General features: G+C 52.5%; 22 protein-coding genes and 1 pseudogene. 8 read left to right on the top strand and 15 right to left on the bottom strand.

Translation table 11 applies throughout. The annotated features are described in order from the left end of the window. Nucleotides 1–9 precede the first annotated feature (9 nt). Together pyrB and pyrL are read right to left on the bottom strand one after the other, a co-directional pair. A complete protein-coding gene (gene pyrB, locus QEN31_RS20545; RefSeq protein WP_000013055.1) occupies nucleotides 10–945 on the bottom strand; it encodes an aspartate carbamoyltransferase in 936 nt (311 codons plus the stop codon). Between the two features lie 35 nt (nucleotides 946–980). Continuing rightward, complete coding sequence (gene pyrL / locus QEN31_RS20540) at nucleotides 981–1,082, bottom strand: pyr operon leader peptide (RefSeq protein ID WP_000249504.1); 102 nt, start codon at nucleotides 1,080–1,082, stop codon at nucleotides 981–983. Here pyrL and QEN31_RS20535 point away from each other — a divergent pair. Further along, nucleotides 1,062–1,202 carry a hypothetical protein gene (locus QEN31_RS20535; RefSeq protein ID WP_001541415.1) on the top strand — a complete coding sequence of 47 codons (141 nt, stop codon included), beginning with the start codon at nucleotides 1,062–1,064 and terminating at the stop codon, nucleotides 1,200–1,202. The genes pyrL and QEN31_RS20535 overlap by 21 nt on opposite strands. Here the strand turns inward: QEN31_RS20535 and QEN31_RS20530 are convergent. The 5 genes and pseudogenes from QEN31_RS20530 to arcA form a co-directional block, all read right to left on the bottom strand. Beyond that, complete coding sequence (locus QEN31_RS20530) at nucleotides 1,172–1,660, bottom strand: arginine repressor (RefSeq protein WP_000666051.1); 489 nt, start codon at nucleotides 1,658–1,660, stop codon at nucleotides 1,172–1,174. The two genes, QEN31_RS20535 and QEN31_RS20530, sit on opposite strands and share 31 nt — an antisense overlap. Before the next feature lie 186 nt (nucleotides 1,661–1,846). Then, on the bottom strand, nucleotides 1,847–3,250 hold the full coding sequence (locus tag QEN31_RS20525; protein ID WP_000514425.1) for a YfcC family protein: 1,404 nt from the start codon (nucleotides 3,248–3,250) through the stop codon (nucleotides 1,847–1,849). 55 nt (nucleotides 3,251–3,305) lie between these two features. Next, the gene (argF, locus tag QEN31_RS20520) at nucleotides 3,306–4,310 is read right to left on the bottom strand and encodes an ornithine carbamoyltransferase (protein ID WP_000237031.1); all 1,005 of its coding nucleotides are present in this window, start codon (nucleotides 4,308–4,310) and stop codon (nucleotides 3,306–3,308) included. A 111-nt stretch (nucleotides 4,311–4,421) separates the two neighbouring features. Beyond that, nucleotides 4,422–5,354 (bottom strand): carbamate kinase, encoded by a 933-nt coding sequence (gene arcC / locus QEN31_RS20515; RefSeq protein ID WP_000428751.1) that lies wholly within the window; start codon nucleotides 5,352–5,354, stop codon nucleotides 4,422–4,424. Between the two features lie 10 nt (nucleotides 5,355–5,364). Next, nucleotides 5,365–6,585, bottom strand: a pseudogene (arcA, locus tag QEN31_RS20510) (arginine deiminase). Nucleotides 6,586–7,260: 675 nt separating this feature from the next. On the opposite strand from arcA, the gene QEN31_RS20505 reads away from it, so the two are divergent. Further along, nucleotides 7,261–7,713: a YhcH/YjgK/YiaL family protein gene (locus tag QEN31_RS20505; RefSeq protein ID WP_000583461.1), complete on the top strand. Its 453-nt coding sequence runs from the start codon at nucleotides 7,261–7,263 to the stop codon at nucleotides 7,711–7,713. Nucleotides 7,714–7,786: 73 nt separating this feature from the next. On the opposite strand, the gene argF (QEN31_RS20500) is transcribed toward QEN31_RS20505, so the two are convergent. Both argF (QEN31_RS20500) and argL read right to left on the bottom strand, forming a co-directional pair. Next, nucleotides 7,787–8,791, bottom strand: coding sequence for an ornithine carbamoyltransferase (gene argF, locus QEN31_RS20500; RefSeq protein WP_000103041.1), 1,005 nt, complete (start codon nucleotides 8,789–8,791; stop codon nucleotides 7,787–7,789). Beyond that, nucleotides 8,761–8,856, bottom strand: a complete 96-nt coding sequence (argL, locus tag QEN31_RS25480) for a putative translational regulatory protein ArgL (RefSeq protein ID WP_223148976.1) — start codon at nucleotides 8,854–8,856, stop codon at nucleotides 8,761–8,763. The genes argF (QEN31_RS20500) and argL overlap by 31 nt, the downstream gene beginning before the upstream one ends. Nucleotides 8,857–8,956: 100 nt before the next feature. Here argL and rraB point away from each other — a divergent pair, with 100 nt between their 5' ends. Further along, nucleotides 8,957–9,373: a ribonuclease E inhibitor RraB gene (gene rraB / locus QEN31_RS20495; RefSeq protein WP_000002940.1), complete on the top strand. Its 417-nt coding sequence runs from the start codon at nucleotides 8,957–8,959 to the stop codon at nucleotides 9,371–9,373. A gap of 11 nt (nucleotides 9,374–9,384) precedes the next feature. Then, nucleotides 9,385–10,197, top strand: a complete 813-nt coding sequence (miaE, locus tag QEN31_RS20490; RefSeq protein WP_000218459.1) for a tRNA isopentenyl-2-thiomethyl-A-37 hydroxylase MiaE — start codon at nucleotides 9,385–9,387, stop codon at nucleotides 10,195–10,197. Between the two features lie 233 nt (nucleotides 10,198–10,430). Here the strand turns inward: miaE and QEN31_RS20485 are convergent, their stop codons facing one another. Continuing rightward, entirely contained in the window at nucleotides 10,431–10,919 is a 489-nt protein-coding gene (locus tag QEN31_RS20485; RefSeq protein WP_000826193.1) for a DUF3617 domain-containing protein, read from the bottom strand. 106 nt (nucleotides 10,920–11,025) lie between these two features. Beyond that, on the bottom strand, nucleotides 11,026–11,529 hold the full coding sequence (locus QEN31_RS20480) for a GNAT family N-acetyltransferase (RefSeq protein ID WP_001519079.1): 504 nt from the start codon (nucleotides 11,527–11,529) through the stop codon (nucleotides 11,026–11,028). A 194-nt stretch (nucleotides 11,530–11,723) separates the two neighbouring features. Between QEN31_RS20480 and QEN31_RS20475 the strand changes: the two genes are divergently transcribed. Next, a complete protein-coding gene (locus QEN31_RS20475; protein ID WP_001066984.1) occupies nucleotides 11,724–12,911 on the top strand; it encodes a YjgN family protein in 1,188 nt (395 codons plus the stop codon). A gap of 141 nt (nucleotides 12,912–13,052) precedes the next feature. Here QEN31_RS20475 and QEN31_RS20470 read toward each other — a convergent pair whose 3' ends face one another. The 3 genes from QEN31_RS20470 to pepA all read right to left on the bottom strand — a co-directional run bounded on the left by QEN31_RS20470 (nucleotide 13,053) and on the right by pepA (nucleotide 17,999). Beyond that, complete coding sequence (locus tag QEN31_RS20470; protein ID WP_000416329.1) at nucleotides 13,053–15,908, bottom strand: valine--tRNA ligase; 2,856 nt, start codon at nucleotides 15,906–15,908, stop codon at nucleotides 13,053–13,055. Beyond that, the gene (gene holC, locus QEN31_RS20465; RefSeq protein ID WP_001523689.1) at nucleotides 15,908–16,351 is read right to left on the bottom strand and encodes a DNA polymerase III subunit chi; all 444 of its coding nucleotides are present in this window, start codon (nucleotides 16,349–16,351) and stop codon (nucleotides 15,908–15,910) included. Before holC ends, QEN31_RS20470 begins: the two co-directional genes overlap by 1 nt. Before the next feature lie 136 nt (nucleotides 16,352–16,487). Continuing rightward, nucleotides 16,488–17,999 carry a leucyl aminopeptidase gene (pepA, locus tag QEN31_RS20460; protein ID WP_000397158.1) on the bottom strand — a complete coding sequence of 504 codons (1,512 nt, stop codon included), beginning with the start codon at nucleotides 17,997–17,999 and terminating at the stop codon, nucleotides 16,488–16,490. 280 nt (nucleotides 18,000–18,279) lie between these two features. Here pepA and QEN31_RS20455 point away from each other — a divergent pair, with 280 nt between their 5' ends. From QEN31_RS20455 to lptG, 3 genes are all read left to right on the top strand, one after another. Next, on the top strand, nucleotides 18,280–18,330 hold the full coding sequence (locus QEN31_RS20455; RefSeq protein WP_212724070.1) for a hypothetical protein: 51 nt from the start codon (nucleotides 18,280–18,282) through the stop codon (nucleotides 18,328–18,330). Between the two features lie 63 nt (nucleotides 18,331–18,393). Beyond that, on the top strand, nucleotides 18,394–19,494 hold the full coding sequence (gene lptF / locus QEN31_RS20450; protein ID WP_000584130.1) for an LPS export ABC transporter permease LptF: 1,101 nt from the start codon (nucleotides 18,394–18,396) through the stop codon (nucleotides 19,492–19,494). After that, nucleotides 19,494–20,576, top strand: coding sequence for an LPS export ABC transporter permease LptG (lptG, locus tag QEN31_RS20445; RefSeq protein ID WP_001182242.1), 1,083 nt, complete (start codon nucleotides 19,494–19,496; stop codon nucleotides 20,574–20,576). The genes lptF and lptG overlap by 1 nt, the downstream gene beginning before the upstream one ends. A 194-nt stretch (nucleotides 20,577–20,770) precedes the next feature. Here the strand turns inward: lptG and idnR are convergent, their stop codons facing one another. After that, nucleotides 20,771–21,769 carry a DNA-binding transcriptional regulator IdnR gene (gene idnR, locus QEN31_RS20440; protein ID WP_001244065.1) on the bottom strand — a complete coding sequence of 333 codons (999 nt, stop codon included), beginning with the start codon at nucleotides 21,767–21,769 and terminating at the stop codon, nucleotides 20,771–20,773. Nucleotides 21,770–21,796: the final 27 nt, after the last annotated feature.

Genomic DNA, 21,796 nt, shown 5'->3' with positions numbered 1-21,796 from the left:
TTTTCTCCCTTACAGACTCAGTTCGCTATTCAGTACTAACGCCAGTAACGCCTGGCGAGCGAAAATACCGTTGCCCGCCTGTTGGAAGTACCAGGCGTGTGGCGTTTTATCCACATCCGTGGTGATTTCATCAATCCGCGGCAGCGGGTGCAGCACTTTCATATTTTCACGCGCGCCGTTCAGGTCGCTGGCGCGCAGAACAAACTGCGCCTTCACATTGGCGTACTCCGACGGGTCGAGACGCTCTTTCTGTACGCGAGTCATATAGAGGATGTCGACGTCGGCCATGACCTCTTCAATAGAACCATGCAGGCTCCAGGCCATCCCTTTTTCATCCAGCATATCCAGAATGTACTGCGGCATCGCCAGCGCGTCCGGCGCGATAAAATAAAAACGGTTGCCGCTAAATTTCGCCAGCGCCTGGGTTAGCGAATGCACGGTGCGGCCATATTTCAGATCGCCGACCATCGCGATATGCAAGTTATCCAGACGGCCCTGCGTTTCCTGGATGGTGAACAGATCCAACAGGGTCTGTGTCGGATGCTGGTTCGAACCGTCGCCCGCATTGAGCACCGGCACCTGACCGGAAAACTCCGTCGCCAGACGTGCCGCGCCTTCTTGCGGATGGCGCATCACAATCGCGTCCACGTAAGTGCTAATCACTGAGATCGTGTCGGCTAACGTTTCTCCTTTTTTCCCCAGCGACGTGTTGGCGCTGTCGGAGAAGCCCACTACGCTGGCGCCCAGGCGATGCATTGAAGTTTCAAACGACAGGCGGGTACGCGTGGAGGCTTCGAAAAAGCAGCTGGCGATCACTTTATGTTTCAAAAGCTCCGGCTGCGGGTTGGCTTTTAATTTCGCCGCCGTCGCCAGTACCAGATTAAGATCGTCGCGGCTGAGGTCGTTTATGGAAATGATATGTTTTTGATATAGCGGGTTAGCCATGTTTATCTCCTGACGCCTGGGCAAAAAAAAACCCCTCAATTGAGGGGCTTGGTATTGGTTTTCAACGGAAAGAAAAACGGCAGGCCTGCGTCTTTTTTCAGACGCGGTAAGACAGAATGTCGTACACACTGAACCATGCTTCCTCCCGGCAAATTGTCCGCGATTATACTCAGCTCTGTTTTGGGATCAAGCGATTAATGCATGATTTACTCATCGCAAACGGTTCTTATGAATTTAAATTCATTTTAAGCAAATAATTAATTTGTTTGTGTACCAGCGCCGTGCGCTGAACGACCCGTGGTGCGACCCAGACAATACTGCTACCGGCAACGACGCCGAGAATTTCCGGCAATGCGTGGTAATCCAGAATTCTCGCGACGGCGCGACCATAACCTGCCGCCGTATGGATAAGGATAAATTCGCTATTATGTTCAACGCTAACGACCATTTCGGCTATTGAACGTCCGGCATCCGGCGAAGGTCGCCGCTGGGGATTTACGGAATAAATCTTTTGTCCCTTCGTATTTCTGATTTTTATTGCGCCCAGCAGCTTGAGCAGGCGCGAAACCGTAGACTGGCTGATACCTTCAAATCCCTCATTTTGTAAATCGCGGCGAATCTCCTCCTGGGACAGGTAACTTTTTTCACTAATCAGGCGCTGACAAACCGCCAGTTGCTGTTGTTCTTTGGCGGAGTAATCATCGTATTCCTTCATAAATGCACCTTATCTTTATTATTGATATCAACGGACTGGCGAAATTCATCACATTTGTCACATCGATTGCGGATCAATCGGGCGGTTTTGCAGGAAAATGAGAAGCCGATCAAAAAAGGTGACGGCGTGCCTGATGGCGCTGTGCTTATCAGTCCTGTCAGATAAGACGCGTCGCCATCTGGCTCGTTACATCATCGCTCCGATGCTCAGTACCGCCATATTCAGCAATGTCAGGATCAGCAACAGCGGGGCGACCCATTTCAGATAGCGGACATAGGGAACCCGCGCGATCGCCAGACCGCCCATGACCACGGCGGAGGTGGGCGTAACCAGGTTCACAATCCCGGAGGCCGACTGGTAGGCGGTTACGACCAAATCCCGCTGTACGTGGGCAAAATCCGCTAACGGCGCCATAATGGGCATTGTCAATACGGCAAGACCGGAAGAGGAGGGCACCAGGAAGGAGAGCAATACTTCCAGCCAGTAGGTTACGTTTATGAAAATAGTGGTAGAGAGGCCGGAAACCAGACTTTCCGCGCTGTGCAAAATGGTGTGGGTAATCATACCGTTATCCATGACCACCACAATGCCGCGCGCGATACCAATAATTAGCGCCACGCCGAGTAAATCCCGCGCGCCGTCAATAAAGGTACTGGTGAACGCTTCCTCACCCATCCGCGTTATCACGCCAACGATAATCGCCGCCGCCAGAAAGACGCCGGAGATTTCCGCCATCCACCAGCCGAGAACCGCCACGCCGTAAATCATCACCGCGAAAGAGGCGGCGAAGATCATCAGCACCCATTTCCGGGTAGCCGTAAACTCCAGCAGAGTATTGGCTCGATTGCCGAGGAAATGGGCGCGGTTTTCCTCCATTTTATCTGCCACGATAGAAAGCTCAGGATGGGCGCGGACTTTGCGCGCATAGCGCATTACCCAAAACACGCACAGTACGTAGCCGACAATTAACAGCAGTACTCGCATCAGCATTCCCTGAGTAAAAGGGATGCCGGCGGCGTTGGCGGCAATGACCGTGGCGAAAGGGTTAATGGTCGAACCGAGCGTGCCTATCCCCGCGCCGAGCAGTACGGTTGCCGCGGCCACTAACGGATCGAAGCGGGCCGCCATCATAACCGGCACCAGCAGCGTGTAGAAGGGCAACGACTCCTCCGCCATGCCATAGATAGTGCCGCCTGCGGCGAACAGCGCCATCAGAATGGGGATCATCCACTCATCTTTGCCGTTGAGTTTGATAGTTACCCGTTCAATACCGGCATCAATCGCCCCCGTTTTATTCACCACCCCCAGAAAGCCGCCGATAATCAAGACAAACAGCGCGACGTCAATGGCGCCGGCGGTGTAGGTTTCGTGGTTATAGAGGCCGTCAATCGGCGCCAGTAAAACAGCGGTAATCCCTTGCGGATGCGCGTCCACGGGGGCATACGTTCCCGCCACCGGCACCTCTTTTCCCAGCGTGGCGTTCATCGCCATTTGGTATTTTCCCGCCGGCACAATCCAGGTCATCACTGCGACCAGGGCAATAAGAATAAACAGGATGGTATAAGCGGTGGGAAATTTAAATTTACCCATGATGTTCTCTCCTGATATCACGGATATGCGCCGCGAGGGCGCATATCCTGTGGGATTAGTCGCCGAGCGTCGCCACCATGACTGCTTTGATGGTGTGCATCCGGTTTTCCGCTTCATCGAAGACTATCGAGCCTGCGGACTCGAACACCTCTTCCGTGACCTCCAGTCCTTTCAGGCCGTAAGCCATTTCGATTTCGCGTCCCACTTTGGTGTGCTCGTTATGGAAGGCGGGCAGGCAGTGCATAAACTTCACATCAGGATTACCGGTAGCGTTTACCACCTGCTGGTTGACCTGATATGGCGTCATCAGACTGACGCGCTCCGCCCAGGCTTCTTTGGGTTCTCCCATCGAGACCCAGACGTCGGTATAGAGGAAATCCACACCGTGAACGCCGTCTTCAACGCTCTCCGTTAAGGTGATACGAGCGCCGGTAACGCTGGCGATTTCTCGGCACTGCGCGACCAGCGCGGCATCAGGCCAGAAGGACTTTGGCGCTATCAGACGGATATCCATGCCCATCTTCGCCGCGCCCACCATCAGCGAATTGCCCATGTTGTTGCGCGCGTCGCCCAGGTAGGCGAAGCTCAGTTCCGGCAGCGTTTTGCCCGGCGCATGTTCCAGCATGGTCATCAGATCGGCCAGGATCTGTGTGGGGTGAAATTCATCGGTCAGGCCGTTCCAGACGGGAACGCCCGCGTATTCCCCCAGCTCTTCCACAATGTGTTGACCAAATCCGCGATATTCGATGCCGTCATACATCCGCCCCAGGACGCGAGCAGTATCTTTCATGGACTCTTTATGGCCGATCTGCGAGCCGCTTGGGCCGAGATAAGTCACCTGCGCGCCCTGGTCGAACGCGGCGACTTCAAACGCGCATCGGGTGCGAGTAGAGGTTTTTTCAAAAATCAGCGCGATGTTTTTGCCGATCAGTGTTTGCTTTTCGCATCCGGCTTTTTTTGCGGCTTTCAGCTCAATAGCCAGATCGATGAGGTGTTGGATTTCCGCCGGGGTGTAGTCAAGCAGCTTCAAAAAGTTACGATTTTTCAGTGAAATAACCATTACAATATCCTTGTTAAAATGAATTGCCTGATGGCGCTGCGCTTATCCGGCCCACGGTTATGCGCGCTCTGTAGGCCGAATAAGGCGGAAGCCGCCATCCGGTAAAAAGCCTTATGCGTCAACGTCGGCGGTTTCACACCGAATCAAAGTACCTTTCTCGCCCGCGAGAATGGCTTGCCCATCCGCCAGCGAGCCGATTCCGGCAATGCCGCGGCAATGGCTGACAAACTCAGCGCAGGCGGTCACTTTCGGGCCCATCGAACCGGCGTCGAACTGCATTTCACGAAGCAGCTCCGGCGTAACCTGCGCCAGCGGGCGTTGGGTGGGCTTGCCCCAGTCGAGATACACCGCGTCGGCATCGGTCAGAATGAGCAGCGCGTCGGCGTGAATTTGGCTGGCAAGCAGGGCGGCGGACAGATCTTTGTCGATCACCGCCTCGATACCGTGGTAGCCATCGGCTTTTTCCACGACCGGCACGCCGCCGCCGCCGTTACAGATAACCAGGTGATCGCGGCTAATCAGCGCGCGGATGGCATCGTTTTCCACAATGCGTTTCGGCTGCGGGGAGGGCACAACGCGGCGGAAGGCGTTACCGTCGGCTTTGAATACCCAGCCCTTTTCTGCCTGTAACGCACGGGCCTGCGCTTCGTCGTAAATCGGTCCGATATATTTGGTTGGATTGAGGAATGCCGGGTCGTTGGCATCGACTTCGACCTGGGTGAGCAGGACGCTGATTTCACGCTCCGGCAGATGATTCTTCAGCGCCTGTTGCAGCATGTAGCCAATCATGCCCTGGCTTTCCGCACCGAGAATATCGAGCGGGTAGGGTGTAACGTTAGCGTAGGCGCTATTTTGTAGCGCCAGCAGTCCTACCTGTGGGCCGTTGCCGTGCACTAACACCACGCGCCATTGCCGCGTAAGCTGGGCGATGGTTCTGGCCGCCAGTTCGATATTTTTACGCTGAATATCAGCCTCCAGCGGTTCGCCGCGTTTGAGCAGCGCATTGCCGCCCAGCGCGACGACCAGTGTGCGTTTGTTTTCCATAACGTCTCCTTTAAATACCATCGCGTTCCAGTGGACAGCTCATGCAGCGTGCGCCCCCGCGCCCGCGACCCAGTTCATCGCCGGGAATGGGAAGGACGGTAATGCCGGCTTTGTCGTATTTTTCGTTGGTCCAGATGTTGCGCTCATAGCCCACCACCACGCCTGGACGCAGGGTGAGCACGTTATTGGCGTCATTCCACTGTTCGCGCTCAGCTTCAAATGCGTCGCCGCCAGTGGTGATTAAGCGCACCTGATCGATGCCAAGCGCTGTTTCAAGAGCATGAACCAGCGTGCTCTCCTAGGTTCGTTTCAGACCGCCGCGTCCGTCTGGCGTCAGCGTCCAGCACTGAACGTCCGGGCGAACGACTTCCGGATAGACGGAGAAGGTGTCGATATCAATGTGGGTCATGACGGTGTCAAGGTGCATACAGGAGCGATGTTTTGGCAGTTCAACGGCAATGACGCGTTCCGCCTGACGATGTTTAAACAATGCCTGCGCCAGGAACTCGACGCCCTGCGGCGTAGTACGTTCAGACATACCGATCAACACCGCGCCGCGGCCAATCACCAGCACATCGCCGCCCTCTAAAGTGGCGTGGTCGTAATTAATGTCCTCGTCGCCGAAATATTTAATGAAATCACCGCCTGCGAATTGAGGATGCCAGCGATAAATGGCACGTAAATTATTCGTTTCACGTTGGCGTGCAGGTTTCGCCATGGGGTTAATTGAGACGCCGTTATATATCCAGCAGGACGTGTCACGGGTAAATAGGTGATTCGGTAATGGCTTCATAATAAAGTCATTAATATCGTGAGTATCGACCACCATATTTTTTATGGAGGCGGGAATTTCGCCGTAAGTTAAACCGCCGCTTAAATGGCGAGCCAGTTCACGGTGCGGCATATCCGCCAGCCAGGCGCGAATATCTGCGGCAAAGGTGGGCCCAAGGCGATAATCGGAAATTTGCGTATCCAGTAGCCAGGCTTTAGCGTCAGCCACATCCAGCGTTTGGGTGAGCAGGTCGGTTAACAGCAACACTTCTATCCCTTGCTGGCGCAGCGTGTTGGCAAAAATGTCATGCTCTTCGCCAGCGCGCTCTACGGATAATACATCGTCAAAAAGTAATTCCTGACAATTTGAAGGGGTAAGTCTTTTTAGGCTGAGATTGGGCCGATGCAACATTACGCTGCGTAATTGACCGATTTCAGAACCGACAAAATGCTTTTCCATCATTATACCTTTTACATAATTACAAGAATAAAGAAGGAGTGGCTGCAAATATTTAGCGTGCTTGCAGTCGCGGCGTTTCAGTTAAATTCGGGAGCAATGATTGAATTTTATTTGGGTTGTTAATGTGATGAGATTCACATCAATCAAGGAGTGCTATTTTTCTTACTTAATATATGAACCGGGTCAGAGAAATTCAAAAAACAATAAGGCATTAAATGAATTACTACGCAGCTATATGGTTTGTTATTTTTCTATTGTTAATTATTTGTTTGCTGTATTGAATGATATTTAAATCTTAACTCATTGAAAATAAAGTGATTATTTTTAATGGTTGCATAACTATGCGTGAGGGGGATTTTATTATCGGGGATATTTAAATAATTTAAAAATAACTATGGATAGAGAAGTCATTTATGCAGGGAGAGCGAATTGTGATCGCTAAAACGTTTTTATGTTAACGCCTTTAATATCAAAGCATTGTTAGTGATGGCAATTTGGCGCCGCTGGGGTTTATGCATAGGCACTGCATAAAGTTGGGCGAACTATTAACAATATAGAAACACCGCTGGCGATAAACATGCGCTGGCGCAAAATCGATGAGAGTAAGGGTAGTATGGCAGCCATTTTTCTCGTATAAAGAGAAAAATAAAACGCTGTTTTAACTAAGGGGATGCGATGATTATTGGCAATATTGAACATCTGGAGGTCTGGCTGCCGACGGCGTTACGGCAGGCGATTGAGCACGTCAATGCGCATGTCACGACAACGACCGCGCCAGGTAAGTATGACATTGACGGCGACAGGCTGTTTTATATGATTTCTGAAAATATGACGGAGCCGGGCGAATCGCGCAGCGCAGAGTATCACGCTCGTTATCTTGATATTCAGATTGTGCTACAAGGTCAGGAAGGGATGGCATTCAGTACCCGGCCTGCGGGAACGCCGCACACGGACTGGCTGGCGGATAAAGACATTGCATTTTTACCGACGAGCGTCGACGAGAAAACCGTCGTCCTGAACGAAGGCGACTTTGTGGTGTTTTATCCCGGCGAAGTGCATAAGCCCCTGTGCGCGGTGGGAGAACCGGCGCGGGTACGTAAAGCGGTTGTGAAAATGCTGATGGCGTAATATTTTGTGCCGGATGGCGGCGCCTGCACGTTGCGATCTTGTAGGCCAACCGCCATCCGGCATCATCACGACATTATTTAGACAGCGTCGCTACCATTACTGCTTTGATGGTATGCATTCGGTTTTCCGCTTCATCAAAGACAATGCTGGCCGCAGACTCAAAAACCTCGTCGGTCACTTCCATCCCGCCATGTAAACCGTACTCTTCGGCCATTTTTTTGCCGAGCGTGGTTTCGTCATCATGGAACGCAGGCAGACAATGCAGGAACTTAACCTGCGGATTGCCGGTTAAGGCCATCATCTGGCTGTTGACCTGATAATCACGCAGCAGGGCAATACGCTCCGCCCATTTCTCTTTGGGTTCGCCCATAGAGACCCAAACATCGGTATAGATAAAATCCGCGCCTTTTACGCCCGAGGCGATATCTTCGGTCAGGGTTATGGCGCCGCCGTTCTTTTTCGCCATGGCGCTGCACTCCGCCACTAACGCGGCTTGCGGCCAGCAGGCTTTTGGCGCGACCAGACGGAGATCCAATCCTGTTAACGCGGCGGCTTCCAGCATGGAGTTACCCATGTTATTACGCGCGTCGCCGGCATAGACCAACGTCATCTCGTTAAAGGCTTTACCCGGCAGATGTTCCTGCATGGTAAGCAGATCCGCCAGTAATTGCGTTGGGTGATACTCATCGGTTAAACCGTTCCATACCGGCACACCGGAATATTCAGCCAGCGTTTCGACGATCTCCTGGCCATATCCTCGATACTGAATACCGTCAAACATCCGGCCCAGGACGCGGGCAGTATCTTTGATGGACTCTTTATGGCCGATCTGGCTCCCGCTGGAACCCAGGTACGTCACGCGCGCCCCCTGATCGTATGCGGCAACTTCGAAAGAGCATCGTGTCCGGGTCGAGTCTTTTTCGAAGATGAGCGCAATATTCTTACCCACCAGCTTTTGTTCTTCTTTACCGTTTTTCTTATCGGCTTTCAGTTTGGCGGCAAGCTGCAACAGAGCAGTGAGCTCGCTGGCGGTGAAATCAAGTAACTTTAAAAAAGGTTTTTGGTAAAACGTAGACATACTTCCCTCACATGGCTTAGGCCTCTCATTGAATTAAAATTCACTTTATATGGATGATTATTCATTTGCAACTCTGTTTGATAAAACTTTTCTCGATAAGGTGGAGGCAACGTCGGCGGTATGTGACAATAAGAGTATCGGCAGGACATCTATGAGGAACGAGCTATGGCAAACCCGGAATTACTGGAAGAGCAGCGTGAAGAAACGCGCTTAATTATTGAAGAGTTACTTGAGGACGGCAGCGATCCGGATGCGCTGTACACTATCGAGCATCACCTTTCCGCTGACGATTTCGAAACGTTGGAAAAAGCCGCGGTAGAAGCCTTTAAACTCGGCTATGAAGTGACGGAGCCGGAAGAGCTGGAAGTGGAAGAGGGCGATACGGTTATTTGTTGCGACATCCTCAGCGAGTGCGCGTTGAACGCCGAACTCATCGACGCTCAGGTTGAGCAACTGATGAACCTGGCGGAAAAATATGATGTTGAATACGACGGCTGGGGAACCTATTTCGAAGACCCTAATGGCGAAGAGGGTGATGACGACGATTATGTCGATGAAGATGACGACGGCGTGCGTCACTAAAGCTGCATAGTATGACGGTACGGCAGCGTCTGCTGTCGTATTTTTTTAACAGGTTACGTATGAATTACCCGCAAATACTCTCTCCGGTGCTTAATTTCCTGCATTGCCCGACGCCGCAGGCGTGGATTGTCCAGGCCCGCGATCCGCAAAATCTTCCTCTTCTGCTTACCGATCACCTGATCTGCGAACTGAAGGCTGCGCAAACCGCGTTGCTGTTGGTGCGTAAATATGTCGCCGATAAATCGGGCGCCGACGCGCTGCTCTCCTGGCTGCAACCTTACGAGGCGTTCGCGTTTCGTCAGGGGCCGGAGCCGGATTTTGTTGCCCTGCATAAACAGATTAGCAAAAGCGCCATGCCGCAAACTGATGACCCCTGGGGACGTCAGCTTATCGACCGTATGGTGTTATTGATTAAAGAGGAGTTGCACCATTTTTGGCAGGTACGCGAGGTCATGCAGGCCAGAAACATTCCTTATGTGAAAATCACCGCCAGCCGCTACGCGAAAGGAATGTTGAAAGCGGTACGCACGCACGAACCGCTCACCTTAATTGATAAGCTGATTTGCGGGGCGTATATCGAAGCCCGCTCCTGCGAACGTTTTGCCGCTCTGGCGCCCTGGCTGGATGAGGATTTACAGACGTTTTATCTCTCGCTTCTGCGCTCCGAAGCACGGCATTATCAGGATTACCTGGCGCTGGCGCAGCAGATTTCCGCCGAGGACATTTCTGCGCGCGTGCGCTATTTTGGCGAGGTAGAAGCTGACCTTATCTTGTCGCCAGACCGCGAGTTTCGTTTTCATAGCGGCGTGCCAGCCGCCGGATAAAGGGTAAAATTAAAGATTAGCGTTTTTATCTTTTACGCTGTCGCCACCTGCGTGGTCATCCGCCCGACATCAAACTGCTGGCGAGCAGAAAAAGTCATTTTCATGATATTCTGTCCTGAGTAAAGCCTGCCCTGCGGCAGGCAAAAAGAACTCACTCAGTGTTATATTCCCGAAAGGTGACCGTGAACAATGCCATTTTTGCATCATCACTACGGGTTCTTGTGTTGAAATACTTACTGTTTCACGCCTTTTGACGCTTCAGAGCAGGTCTTGCCAACAAAGGTTTGTTTAATTTTGTTGATGGAGGTTGTTTTATTACCTCCTGCATCGACATCCGATTTCATGGTCATCGCAAATTCTGTATCGCTTATTTTCGTCGTTTCTACAATAGAGTGCGATTTGACATCAGGATTATTACAGACAGTCTCATTGATCAGTTTGGTATCCGTACTTTCTACAAATGTTGTCGTGCAACCGCCTGCACTGGTAGAAAAACCCTTCACCATTTTTTTAGAATCTTCAGACATTTTAGGGGTATAACACATAAGCGTCGCTATGCCCGAATTTTTTTCATCCATTAATACTTCTTTTGTATCTGGATTGATGGTGCGCATTTCTATATTTTCCATTTTCCATTCGCCGGGCTGTATATCTAATGCATATACATTAGAGATACTAATAAACATAGCGGGGAAAACAATTGCTGATAATAGGCGTTTCATTTATAACTTCCTTGAATAATAAGTGATTCCCGGATAACAGGATGTTTCCGGGATTATTTATATCAGCAAAAATAATACCTGGCGAGGATAAATAAACGCCTGGTTTTCAGAGATCCTTTAACATCCTCACTTCGCAATCGACATGTCCGGTGCAGCCGAGCGGTTCGCTAATATGTTCAAATCCTAAACGTTCGTATAGCGCAATCGCCTCGCGTAAAAAAGCCGTTGTTTCCAGATAGCAGCGTTTAAAACCCTGTTCACGGGCATGATCCAGCGCCATCAGCGCCAGCTTTTTCGCCAGCCCCTGGCCACGAATCACCGGTAAAAAATACATTTTTTGCAGTTCACAAATGTCTGGTTCGCTACAGGATAACGGCGCCACGCCGCCGCCGCCCACCACACAACCGTTTTGCTCTACCACCCAGTAGGCCGCGCCCGGTTGGCTATAAACCTGATACAGTTCATCCAGATTGGGGTCGGCAACGGTATAACCTTTATCGGCGGTAAGTCCGTATTCCGCTGAAACCTGACGGATGACACGGGCAATAGCGGCATTGTCGGCGGTAGTGATTCGGCGCACCGTGAGCGTTGGCGAGGCGACATTATTCATAATATGGCTCAATTTTTAAAATTTATTTATAGATTACTTTAATACCACCGTCTTGAGTTACGCGCAAGGAGATCCTGAATCAGACAAAATAAAAGGCGGAAAAATTAAACAAAAATAGTATCGTAGTCAAATCAGTAACAGTTTACTGGTTTTTATTATTAATTCTAATAGATTGTAATTCAGGGATATGATTCATGAATAACGTTATCAGTAGTAAAGATAACCATAATCACACGTTGGTGTTTACAGGCAAGGGCGGAAAGTATTTTGTTATTTGCCTTGTGAATTTCTTGTTGACGTGTATCACGTTGGGAATCTATGCGCCGTGGGCGATGGTGAAATGTCGACGTTATATTTATACTAACATGACGCTAAACAATCAGCCTTTTGCTTACAAAGCCACGGGCGGCGCATTATTTATTAGTGTGTTGTTAGTTTTTATTATTTATATTGTTAGCCTCTCTCTTATTGAACACGGTCATCCCGGTCTCGGTTTTACGCTATTCGGCTTATTAATTGCGATTATTCCTTTTATGGCGGTGAAAGGATTACAGTATCAGGCGATGATGACTTCGCTTAATGGCGTACATTTTGGATTCCAGTGTTCCATGCGGCGCGCCTGGTGGTACATGTTCGCTCTTCCTGTACTCCTGATGGTGGCGCTTTATATTGTTCTTTATATTATCTCACTGGTAACCATCGCCGTCGGCGGTTTAGTGTTCAGTATCGTTTTTCTCGGTTTGCTGGCTATTATTGGGATAGGGGTCATTAACGGTATTACCTACAGCAAATGGATGACCTTGTTTGGTAATGGCGCAAACTTTGGCATTCATCGTTTCTCGATTCAGGTTAATGTTAAAACGTGCATCAGAGGGTGCGTGTTGGCAATGTTGACCCTTTTCCCTTTTGCTGTCGTGATTGGTTATCTAATCGCGCCGGTGTTCACCGACATGATTCTTTTGAGTATGATGGGGAATGCGCAGGCAGGAGGGGCGCTTATTCTGCAATATTATGGCCAGATAATGGCATGTTATTTCCTCTATTTTCTCGCGATTATTGTGGTAACCAGTTACTTATATGTGGCGTTACGCAACCTGTTTTTAAACAATTTGTCACTGGCGAACGATTCGATTCGTTTTCATTCCTCTGTCACTGCACACGGTATGCTGTGGCGGTTACTGGTGGTGTTTGTGATTTCCGGCGTGACCTTAGGGCTGGCTTATCCGTGGTTGAAAATTTGGCTGGTGAGCTGGCTGGCGCAGAATACACAGGTCCAGGGCGATCTGGATTCGCTTGAGTTAACCAATGATGAGAAGCCGCTGGAAAACAGCCCGCTAATGTGGATTTCTCGTGGCATTATGCCTTACTTCCCGTTTATCTGATGTAAAAAGGCCGACGTTTACGTCGGCCCATAATTCATGTTGTCGGATGGCGGCGTGAATGCCTTATCCGGCCTACCGATCGCGCCATGTCAATAAGCGAACGTGTAGGCCTGGTAAGCGAAGCGCCATCAGGCTTTCAGATTACAGCGCGCTAATAACCGCCTGCTGCTCAATCAGTTTCGCTTTGGCTTCTGCGTAACCGTCCAGCTTCTCACGCTCTTTGGCAATCACCGCTTCCGGCGCACGGGCGACGAAACCTTCGTTGGACAGTTTGCCTTCGATACGGGCAATCTCGCCTTCGATTTTCGCCACTTCTTTCGCCAGACGCGCCAGCTCATCGTCTTTGTTGATGAGGCCTGCCATCGGGATCAGCAGTTCGGCGCCGTCGATGATTTTGGTCACGGAAACCGGACCTTTGTCATCGGCTGGCAGCACGGTGATGCTTTCCAGACGCGCCAGGGTTTGCAGGAAGCTACGGTTGTCGTTAACACGACGAACGGCTTCTTCACTACAGCCGCGCAGCAGCAGTTCCAGCGGTTTGCCCGGGGCGATGTTCATTTCCGCACGAATGTTACGTACCGCGACGATCGCCTGCTTCAGCCACTCGGTATCGGCCAGCGCGGCTTCATCCACCTGTGCGGCGTTATATTCCGGGAACGGCTGCAGCATAATGGTATCGGCGGTAATGCCACAGATAACCTTCACGCGCTGCCAGATGGTTTCGGTGATGAACGGAATGATCGGATGCGCCAGGCGCAGCAGACCTTCCAGTACGGTGACCAGCGTATGGCGGGTGCCACGCAGTTCAGACTCGGAACCCCCGGTCATTACCGGCTTGGTCAGCTCCAGATACCAGTCGCAGAACTGGTTCCAGGTGAACTCGTACAGGATGCCCGCGGCGATATCGAAGCGGAAGCTGTCCAGCGCGTCGCGGTACGCTTTAACGGTCTGGTTGAATTCCGCCAGGATCCAACGGTCAGCCAGCGACAGCGTCATTTCGCCGCCGTTGAAGCCGCAATCCTGCTCTTCGGTGTTCATCAGCACAAAGCGGCTGGCGTTCCACAGCTTGTTACAGAAGTTACGGTAACCTTCCAGACGCTTCATATCCCAGTTGATGTCGCGGCCGGTCGAGGCCAGCGCCGCCAGGGTAAAGCGCAGGGCGTCGGTGCCGTGCGGCTCAATGCCGTTCGGGAACTGCTTCTCGGTACGCTTGCGAATTTTCTCCGCCATCTGCGGCTGCATCATGTTGCCGGTGCGTTTTTCCAGCAGTTCCGGCAGGGAGATGCCGTCCACCATATCCAGCGGGTCGATAACGTTACCCTTGGATTTGGACATCTTCTGGCCTTCGTCGTCGCGAATCAGACCGGTCATGTAGACGGTATGGAACGGCACCTGCGGCTTGCCGTTTTCATCTTTGATGAAGTGCATGGTCATCATGATCATGCGGGCAATCCAGAAGAAGATGATATCGAAGCCGGACACCATCACGCTGGTGGGGTGGAACTGACGCAGGGCGTCGGTGTTTTCCGGCCAGCCGAGGGTGGAGAAAGTCCACAGCGCGGAGGAGAACCAGGTATCGAGAACGTCTTCGTCCTGACGAAGCGCAACGTCGGCGCCGAGGTTATTTTCCTGACGCACTTCGTCTTCGGTACGGCCAACGTAGACGTTGCCGTCGTTGTCATACCATGCCGGGATACGGTGACCCCACCACAGCTGACGAGAGATACACCAGTCCTGAATATCGCGCATCCAGGAGAAGTACATGTTTTCGTACTGCTTCGGCACGAACTGAATGTCGCCGTTCTCAACCGCTTCCACCGCCGGTTTCGCCAGCACGTCAGCACGGACGTACCACTGGTCGGTCAGCATCGGTTCGATAACCACGCCGCCACGGTCGCCGTAAGGGACAGTCAGATCGTGCGGTTTAATTTCTTCCAGCAGGCCCAGCGCGTCAACGGCAGCAACGACTGCTTTACGGGCAGCAAAGCGTTCCAGCTTCTGGAACTCAGCCGGAATCTCGCTGGAATAAACGTCAGACTCTTCACCTTTGGTATCGAACACTTCCGCGCTTTCGCGGATGTCGCCGTCAAAGGTCAGGATGTTGATCATCGGCAGGGCATGACGTTTCCCGACCTCATAGTCGTTAAAGTCGTGCGCCGGGGTGATCTTCACGCAGCCGGTGCCTTTTTCCATATCGGCGTGTTCGTCGCCAACAATCGGAATGCGGCGGTTAACCAGCGGCAGAATAACGAATTTACCGATAAGACTCTGGTAGCGCGGATCTTCCGGGTTCACGGCCACGCCGGTATCGCCGAGAATAGTTTCCGGGCGGGTGGTGGCGACAACCAGATAATCTTTACCGTCTGCGGTTTTCGCGCCGTCGGCCAGCGGATAGCGGATGTGCCACATCGAGCCTTTGGACTCGCGGTTTTCCACTTCCAGGTCAGAGATGGCGGTGCGCAGTTTCGGGTCCCAGTTCACCAGGCGTTTGCCACGGTAAATCAGGTCTTCTTTGTACAGGCGAACAAAGACTTCTTTCACGGCATTGGAAAGGCCTTCGTCCATGGTGAAGCGCTCGCGCTCCCAGTCAACGGAGTTGCCGAGACGGCGCATTTGGCGGGTAATGGTGCCGCCGGATTCCGCTTTCCACTGCCAGATTTTGTCGATAAACGCATCGCGGCCGTAGTCGTGACGGGTTTTACCTTCTTCAGCGGCAATCTTGCGCTCAACCACCATCTGGGTGGCGATCCCGGCGTGGTCGGTGCCGACCTGCCACAGGGTGTTTTTACCCTGCATACGCTGGTAACGGATCATGGTATCCATGATGGTTTGCTGGAAAGCATGTCCCATATGCAAACTGCCGGTGACGTTCGGCGGCGGGATCATGATGCAGAAGGACTCTTTGCTTTCGTCGCCGTTAGGCTTGAAATAGCCCTGCTTTTCCCAGTGCTCGTAAAGCGGCTGTTCGATATCTTGGGGGTTATATGTCTTTTCCATTATTTCCAGGTTGCCGTATTCAGGTTAAAACCAGCCACGCGGTAGGCTTTGTAGCGTTCGCGCGCCAGTTGTTTCAAAGTTTCTTCGTAAGGGACGAAGTCTACCACTTCTGTGAAAGCGGTGGCAAAATCTGCAAAGCTTGTACGCAGGCTGATTAAAATATCGCGCGGGCTGCTGTTGCGTTTTTGCGGCCAGGCGATTTCAACCGGCGCGCCGCCGCGTGGGCCTTCGCCTGCCAGATTGTGCGGGACAAAACTTTCCGCCGGTCTTGCCCACAGCGCTTCATCCAGCCGAATGGCCTGCTTCTCATCTTCGCAGGCGATCAGCACGCGCTTGCCCGCGCGCCAACGTTCTGCGGCAATTTCACACACCAGTTGTTCAACGGCGCTTAAACCGTTGACGGTGGTGTCATTATCCAGAAGATAGAACGTCGCATTTTTCATATATGGGGCTTCTTGTGGTGGATTTAAATGCGTTGTCATGATGCCTCCCGTAGGCCGGATAAGCGCAGCGCCATCCGGCAAAACGCCTGATGGCGGCGCTAATGCGCCTTATCAGGCCTACGGGGTAATCTCAAACTTACTCTTCGCCGTTAAAGCCCGCACGATTGAGCAGGAACTGCGACAGCAGCGCTACCGGACGACCCGTCGCGCCTTTCGCTTTGCCGGAACGCCAGGCGGTACCGGCGATATCCAGGTGCGCCCAGTTGTACTTACGGGTAAAGCGCGACAGGAAGCAGCCCGCGGTGATAGCGCCGCCAGGACGACCACCAATGTTCGCCATATCCGCAAAGTTGGACTCCAGTTGTTCCTGGAACTCATCGCCCAGCGGCAGACGCCACGCGCGGTCGCCCGCTTGCTCGGACGCGCCGATCAGTTCATGCGCCAGCGGGTTATGGTTCGACATCAGACCGGTAATGTGATGGCCCAGCGCAATCACGCAGGCGCCGGTTAGCGTCGCGACGTCAATGACCGCTTCCGGTTCGAAGCGCTCAACGTAGGTCAGCACGTCGCACAAAACCAGACGGCCTTCGGCATCGGTATTCAGCACTTCAACCGTCTGACCGGACATGGTGGTCAGCACGTCGCCCGGACGATACGCGCGTCCGCCCGGCATGTTTTCACAGCCCGCCAGTACGCCGATAACGTTAATCGGAAGCTGAAGCTCGGCGACCATACGCATCACGCCGTAAACCGCCGCCGCGCCGCACATGTCGTACTTCATCTCGTCCATCCCTTCAGATGGCTTGATGGAGATGCCGCCGGAGTCGAAGGTCAGGCCCTTACCCACCAGCACGATCGGGCGCGCGTCTTCGGACGGATTGCCCTTGTACTCAATCACCGACATCAGCGATTCATTCTGCGAACCGTGGCCGACCGCCAGATAAGCGTTCATACCCAGTTCGCGCATTTGCTGTTCGCCGATCACGCGGGTAATGACATTTTTGCTGTAGCTGTCGGCCAACTGGCGCGCCTGTGACGCCAGGTAGGCGGCGTTACAGATATTGGGCGGCATGTTGCCGAGATCTTTCGCAGCCTTAATCCCGGCGGCGATGGCCAGACCGTGCTGAATGGCGCGTTCGCCGCTGGTGAGCTCACGGCGGGTCGGCACATTAAAGACCATCTTACGTAGCGGGCGGCGCGGCTCGCTCTTGTTGGTCTTGAGTTGATCAAAGCTATAAAGCGTCTCTTTGGCCGTTTCGACGGCCTGACGCACTTTCCAGTAGTTGTTGCGGCCTTTGACGTGCAGTTCGGTCAGGAAACAGACGGCTTCCATCGAACCGGTATCATTCAGAGTATTTATCGTTTTCTGAATAACCTGCTTATACTGACGTTCATCAAGCTCGCGCTCTTTGCCGCAACCAATGAGGAGGATTCGCTCGGAAAGAACGTTAGGAACATGGTGCAGCAACAGAGTCTGCCCCGGTTTTCCTTCCAGTTCGCCGCGACGCAGCAATGCGCTGATGTATCCGTCGCTAATTTTGTCGAGCTGTTCTGCAATCGGAGAAAGGCGACGCGGTTCAAAGACGCCCACGACAATGCAGGCACTCCGCTGTTTCTCCGGGCTACCGCTTTTTACACTGAACTCCATGCACTATGCTCCTGAATCTTAAAGACAACAGTGGTGGCTACAGCTATACTCGTCGTCTTTCAAGTTGCAGATGCGTTGGCTGCGCCTGCTCACCCCTGTCGCTTACCTGATGTAAGCTCCGGGGCTTCACAGTCTTGCCGCCTGCCTGCAACTCGAAATCCATTAGAGTATAGAAATTGAAAGCTTTCGTAACTCATATCCGCTGTTGCGGTGACTTCGTGTTAATCTTAACGTTATTACGGCATTGGCACGTCAGAACAAGTTCTGAGAGGTGAATCCGCTGAGTATAATGATCTTAGCGATGATTTCGACGACTCAAGAGAATAAATGACGTTTAAGCCATGAAACAAGCTAAATTCCAGCAAAAAAATGGGTTTTTACGGGCGTATTTAAAGTGATAATCATAAGATATCTGGTGCGGGAGACGCTCAAAAGCCAGCTGGCGATACTCTTCATCTTACTTTTGATCTTCTTTTGTCAAAAGTTAGTGAGGATTCTCGGCGCGGCGGTTGACGGCGATATTCCCGCAAATCTGGTGCTCTCGCTTCTGGGGCTGGGCGTACCGGAAATGGCGCAGCTCATCCTGCCTTTAAGCCTGTTCCTGGGGCTGCTGATGACGCTGGGCAAACTGTATACCGAAAGTGAAATTACGGTCATGCACGCCTGTGGGTTGAGCAAAGCCGTGCTGGTAAAGGCCGCCATGGTACTGGCGTTATTTACCGGTATCCTTGCGGCGGTTAACGTGATGTGGGCCGGCCCCTGGTCGTCAAAACACCAGGATGAAGTACTGGCGGAGGCGAAAGCGAACCCCGGTATGGCGGCGTTGGCGCAGGGACAATTCCAGCAGGCGACCAACGGCAACTCGGTGCTGTTCATCGAAAGCGTTGACGGCAGCGACTTCCACGATGTTTTCCTGGCGCAAATTCGCCCTAAGGGCAATGCTCGTCCTTCTGTAGTCGTGGCCGATTCCGGACACCTTACTCAGTTGCGCGATGGTTCCCAGGTTGTCACCTTAAACAAAGGGACGCGTTTTGAAGGGACGGCGTTGCTACGCGATTTTCGCATCACCGACTTCCAGAACTATCAGGCAATTATTGGCCATCAGGCCGTGGCGCTGGACCCGAACGATACTGACCAGATGGACATGCGCACGCTGTGGAATACCGACAACGATCGCGCTCGCGCCGAGCTGCACTGGCGTATCACGTTAGTCTTTACCGTATTTATGATGGCGCTGATGGTCGTGCCGCTCAGCGTGGTGAATCCACGTCAGGGGCGTGTCTTGTCTATGTTGCCCGCCATGCTGCTTTATCTGCTGTTCTTCCTGATCCAGACCTCCATTAAATCGAATGGCGGTAAAGGCAAACTGGACCCGGTTATCTGGATGTGGGCGGTCAACCTGATCTATCTGGCGTTGGCGATTGGTTTAAACCTGTGGGATACGGTGCCGGTCCGCCGCCTGCGTGCCCGTTTTCTGCGTAAAGGAGCGGTATAATGCAGCCATTTGGTGTACTTGACCGCTATATCGGTAAAACCATTTTTACCACCATCATGATGACGTTGTTCATGCTGGTGTCGCTCTCCGGGATCATCAAGTTTGTCGATCAGCTGAAAAAAGCGGGGCAGGGTAACTACGACGCGCTGGGCGCGGGTATGTACACCCTGCTCAGCGTACCTAAGGATATCCAGATCTTCTTTCCTATGGCGGCGCTGCTTGGCGCGCTGCTGGGACTGGGGATGCTGGCGCAGCGTAGCGAACTGGTGGTGATGCAGGCATCGGGTTTCACCCGTATGCAGGTGGCGCTGTCGGTGATGAAAACGGCTATCCCCCTGGTGCTGTTAACCATGGCGATCGGCGAATGGGTCGCCCCGCAGGGCGAGCAGATGGCGCGTAACTATCGTGCGCAGGCGATGTATGGCGGTTCGCTGCTTTCCACCCAGCAAGGTCTGTGGGCGAAAGACGGGAATAACTTTGTCTATATTGAACGGGTGAAGGGCGACGAGGAGCTGGCCGGCATTAGTATTTACGCTTTCAACGATCAGCGTCGTTTGCAGTCAGTGCGTTACGCCGCTTCGGCAAAATTCGACCCGGAGCATAAGGTCTGGCGTTTGTCGCAGGTGGATGAGTCCGATCTGCAAAACCCGAAACAGATCACCGGTTCGCAGACGGTGAGCGGCACCTGGAAAACGAATCTGACGCCGGATAAGTTAGGCGTGGTGGCGCTGGACCCGGATGCGCTTTCCATCAGCGGTCTGCATAACTACGTTAAATATCTGAAGTCGAGCGGACAGGACGCCGGACGTTATCAGCTCAATATGTGGAGTAAAATCTTCCAGCCGCTCTCCGTGGCGGTGATGATGCTGATGGCGCTGTCGTTTATCTTTGGACCGCTGCGTAGTGTGCCGATGGGCGTGCGCGTGGTGACGGGGATTAGCTTCGGCTTCGTCTTTTACGTTCTCGACCAGATTTTTGGCCCGCTGACGCTGGTATACGGCATTCCGCCGATTGTCGGCGCGCTGCTGCCGAGCGCGTCTTTCTTCCTGATTAGCCTCTGGCTAATGCTGCGTAAGTCGTAATCACAGTAATCGTAGGCCTGATGGCGCTGCGCTTATCAGGCCTACCATGACCCGTAGGCCTGATAAGTCCTTTCCGCCGCCATCCGGCAGACCGCCTGGTATTCCTCGAATGATGTAGTGCGTAACCTGACGCGTGGCGCTTTTGGCTACGCGTTAAGCTCAGGCAAGCTGCGGGAAAAAGTAGAACAAAAAATTTATAACGTGCTGCCGTGATAAATCTGATAACCCAAATCAATCGTATTATGGTTGAGATCGTTATTTTTAATTTTGTTGAGCAACATCTGCGCGGCTCTGCGCCCGATCTCAAAACGAGGGGTAATTACGCTGGCGAGGCTCGGTATCATTTGCCTGCCCATCTCCAGACCGTGGAAGCCGGCGATGGAGATCTGCTCCGGTACGGCCAGTTGACGCTCGCGGCACCACAGTAGAGCGCCCATTGCGATATCGTCATTTGTACAAAAGACGCCATCCACGTCCGGGTGCGCAGTAAGCGCATCACGCATTAGCTGTATCCCCAGATGGATAGAGGAGATAGCGCGTGGATTGATGCGCAACGGCGCCAGCCCCCGGCGCGTCATCGCATCGCAGTAGCCGTGATAACGCTGCTCATCTCGGATATCGTCTTTTGAACCCAGATAGAGGATTTTTCGCCGCTGGCGTTTATCCAGCATGGTGCTGACCATATCAAAGGCGGCCTGACGGTTATCAAACCCCACCTCCATATCTAAGCGATCGCCCTGGATGTCCATGAGTTCTACAATCGGAAGGGTAGCTGAGCGCAGGAATTTGACGGTTCTGAGGGTATGATATTTTTCTGAAAGAATAATGCCGTCGATATTGTAAGACAGTAAATTGATAACGGACTCTTCTTCCGAATCGCGATTGTAATTGTAATTCGCAATGAGAGTTTGGTAGTTATGACCCGACGTTACGGATTCAATCCCGGCAAGAATGTCGGCAAACAACTGGTTCTGGAAAGAGGGGATCAGCACGCCCAGAGTGTAACTTTGCGCGTTTAACAGCATAGCTGGCGCGCGATTTGGTATGTAGTTAATTTCCTCCATGATCTGCGCAATACGCTCGCCGGTTTCCCTGGCGACTTTTTTCGGCGAGCGGATGTAACGGCTCACCGTCATTTTTGTCACGCCAGCAAGCGTAGCGATATCCTGCAAAGAAATTCTGTGATTCCTCATGTTTTCTCCAGTACCGGAGGCGGGAAC

Origin of the sequence: Salmonella sp. SA15303 (assembly GCF_029962125.1) — a bacterium.
In the GTDB taxonomy this organism is placed as follows: Bacteria; Pseudomonadota; Gammaproteobacteria; order Enterobacterales; family Enterobacteriaceae; genus Salmonella; species Salmonella enterica.
This window is presented reverse-complemented; position numbering and strand designations above follow the sequence as displayed.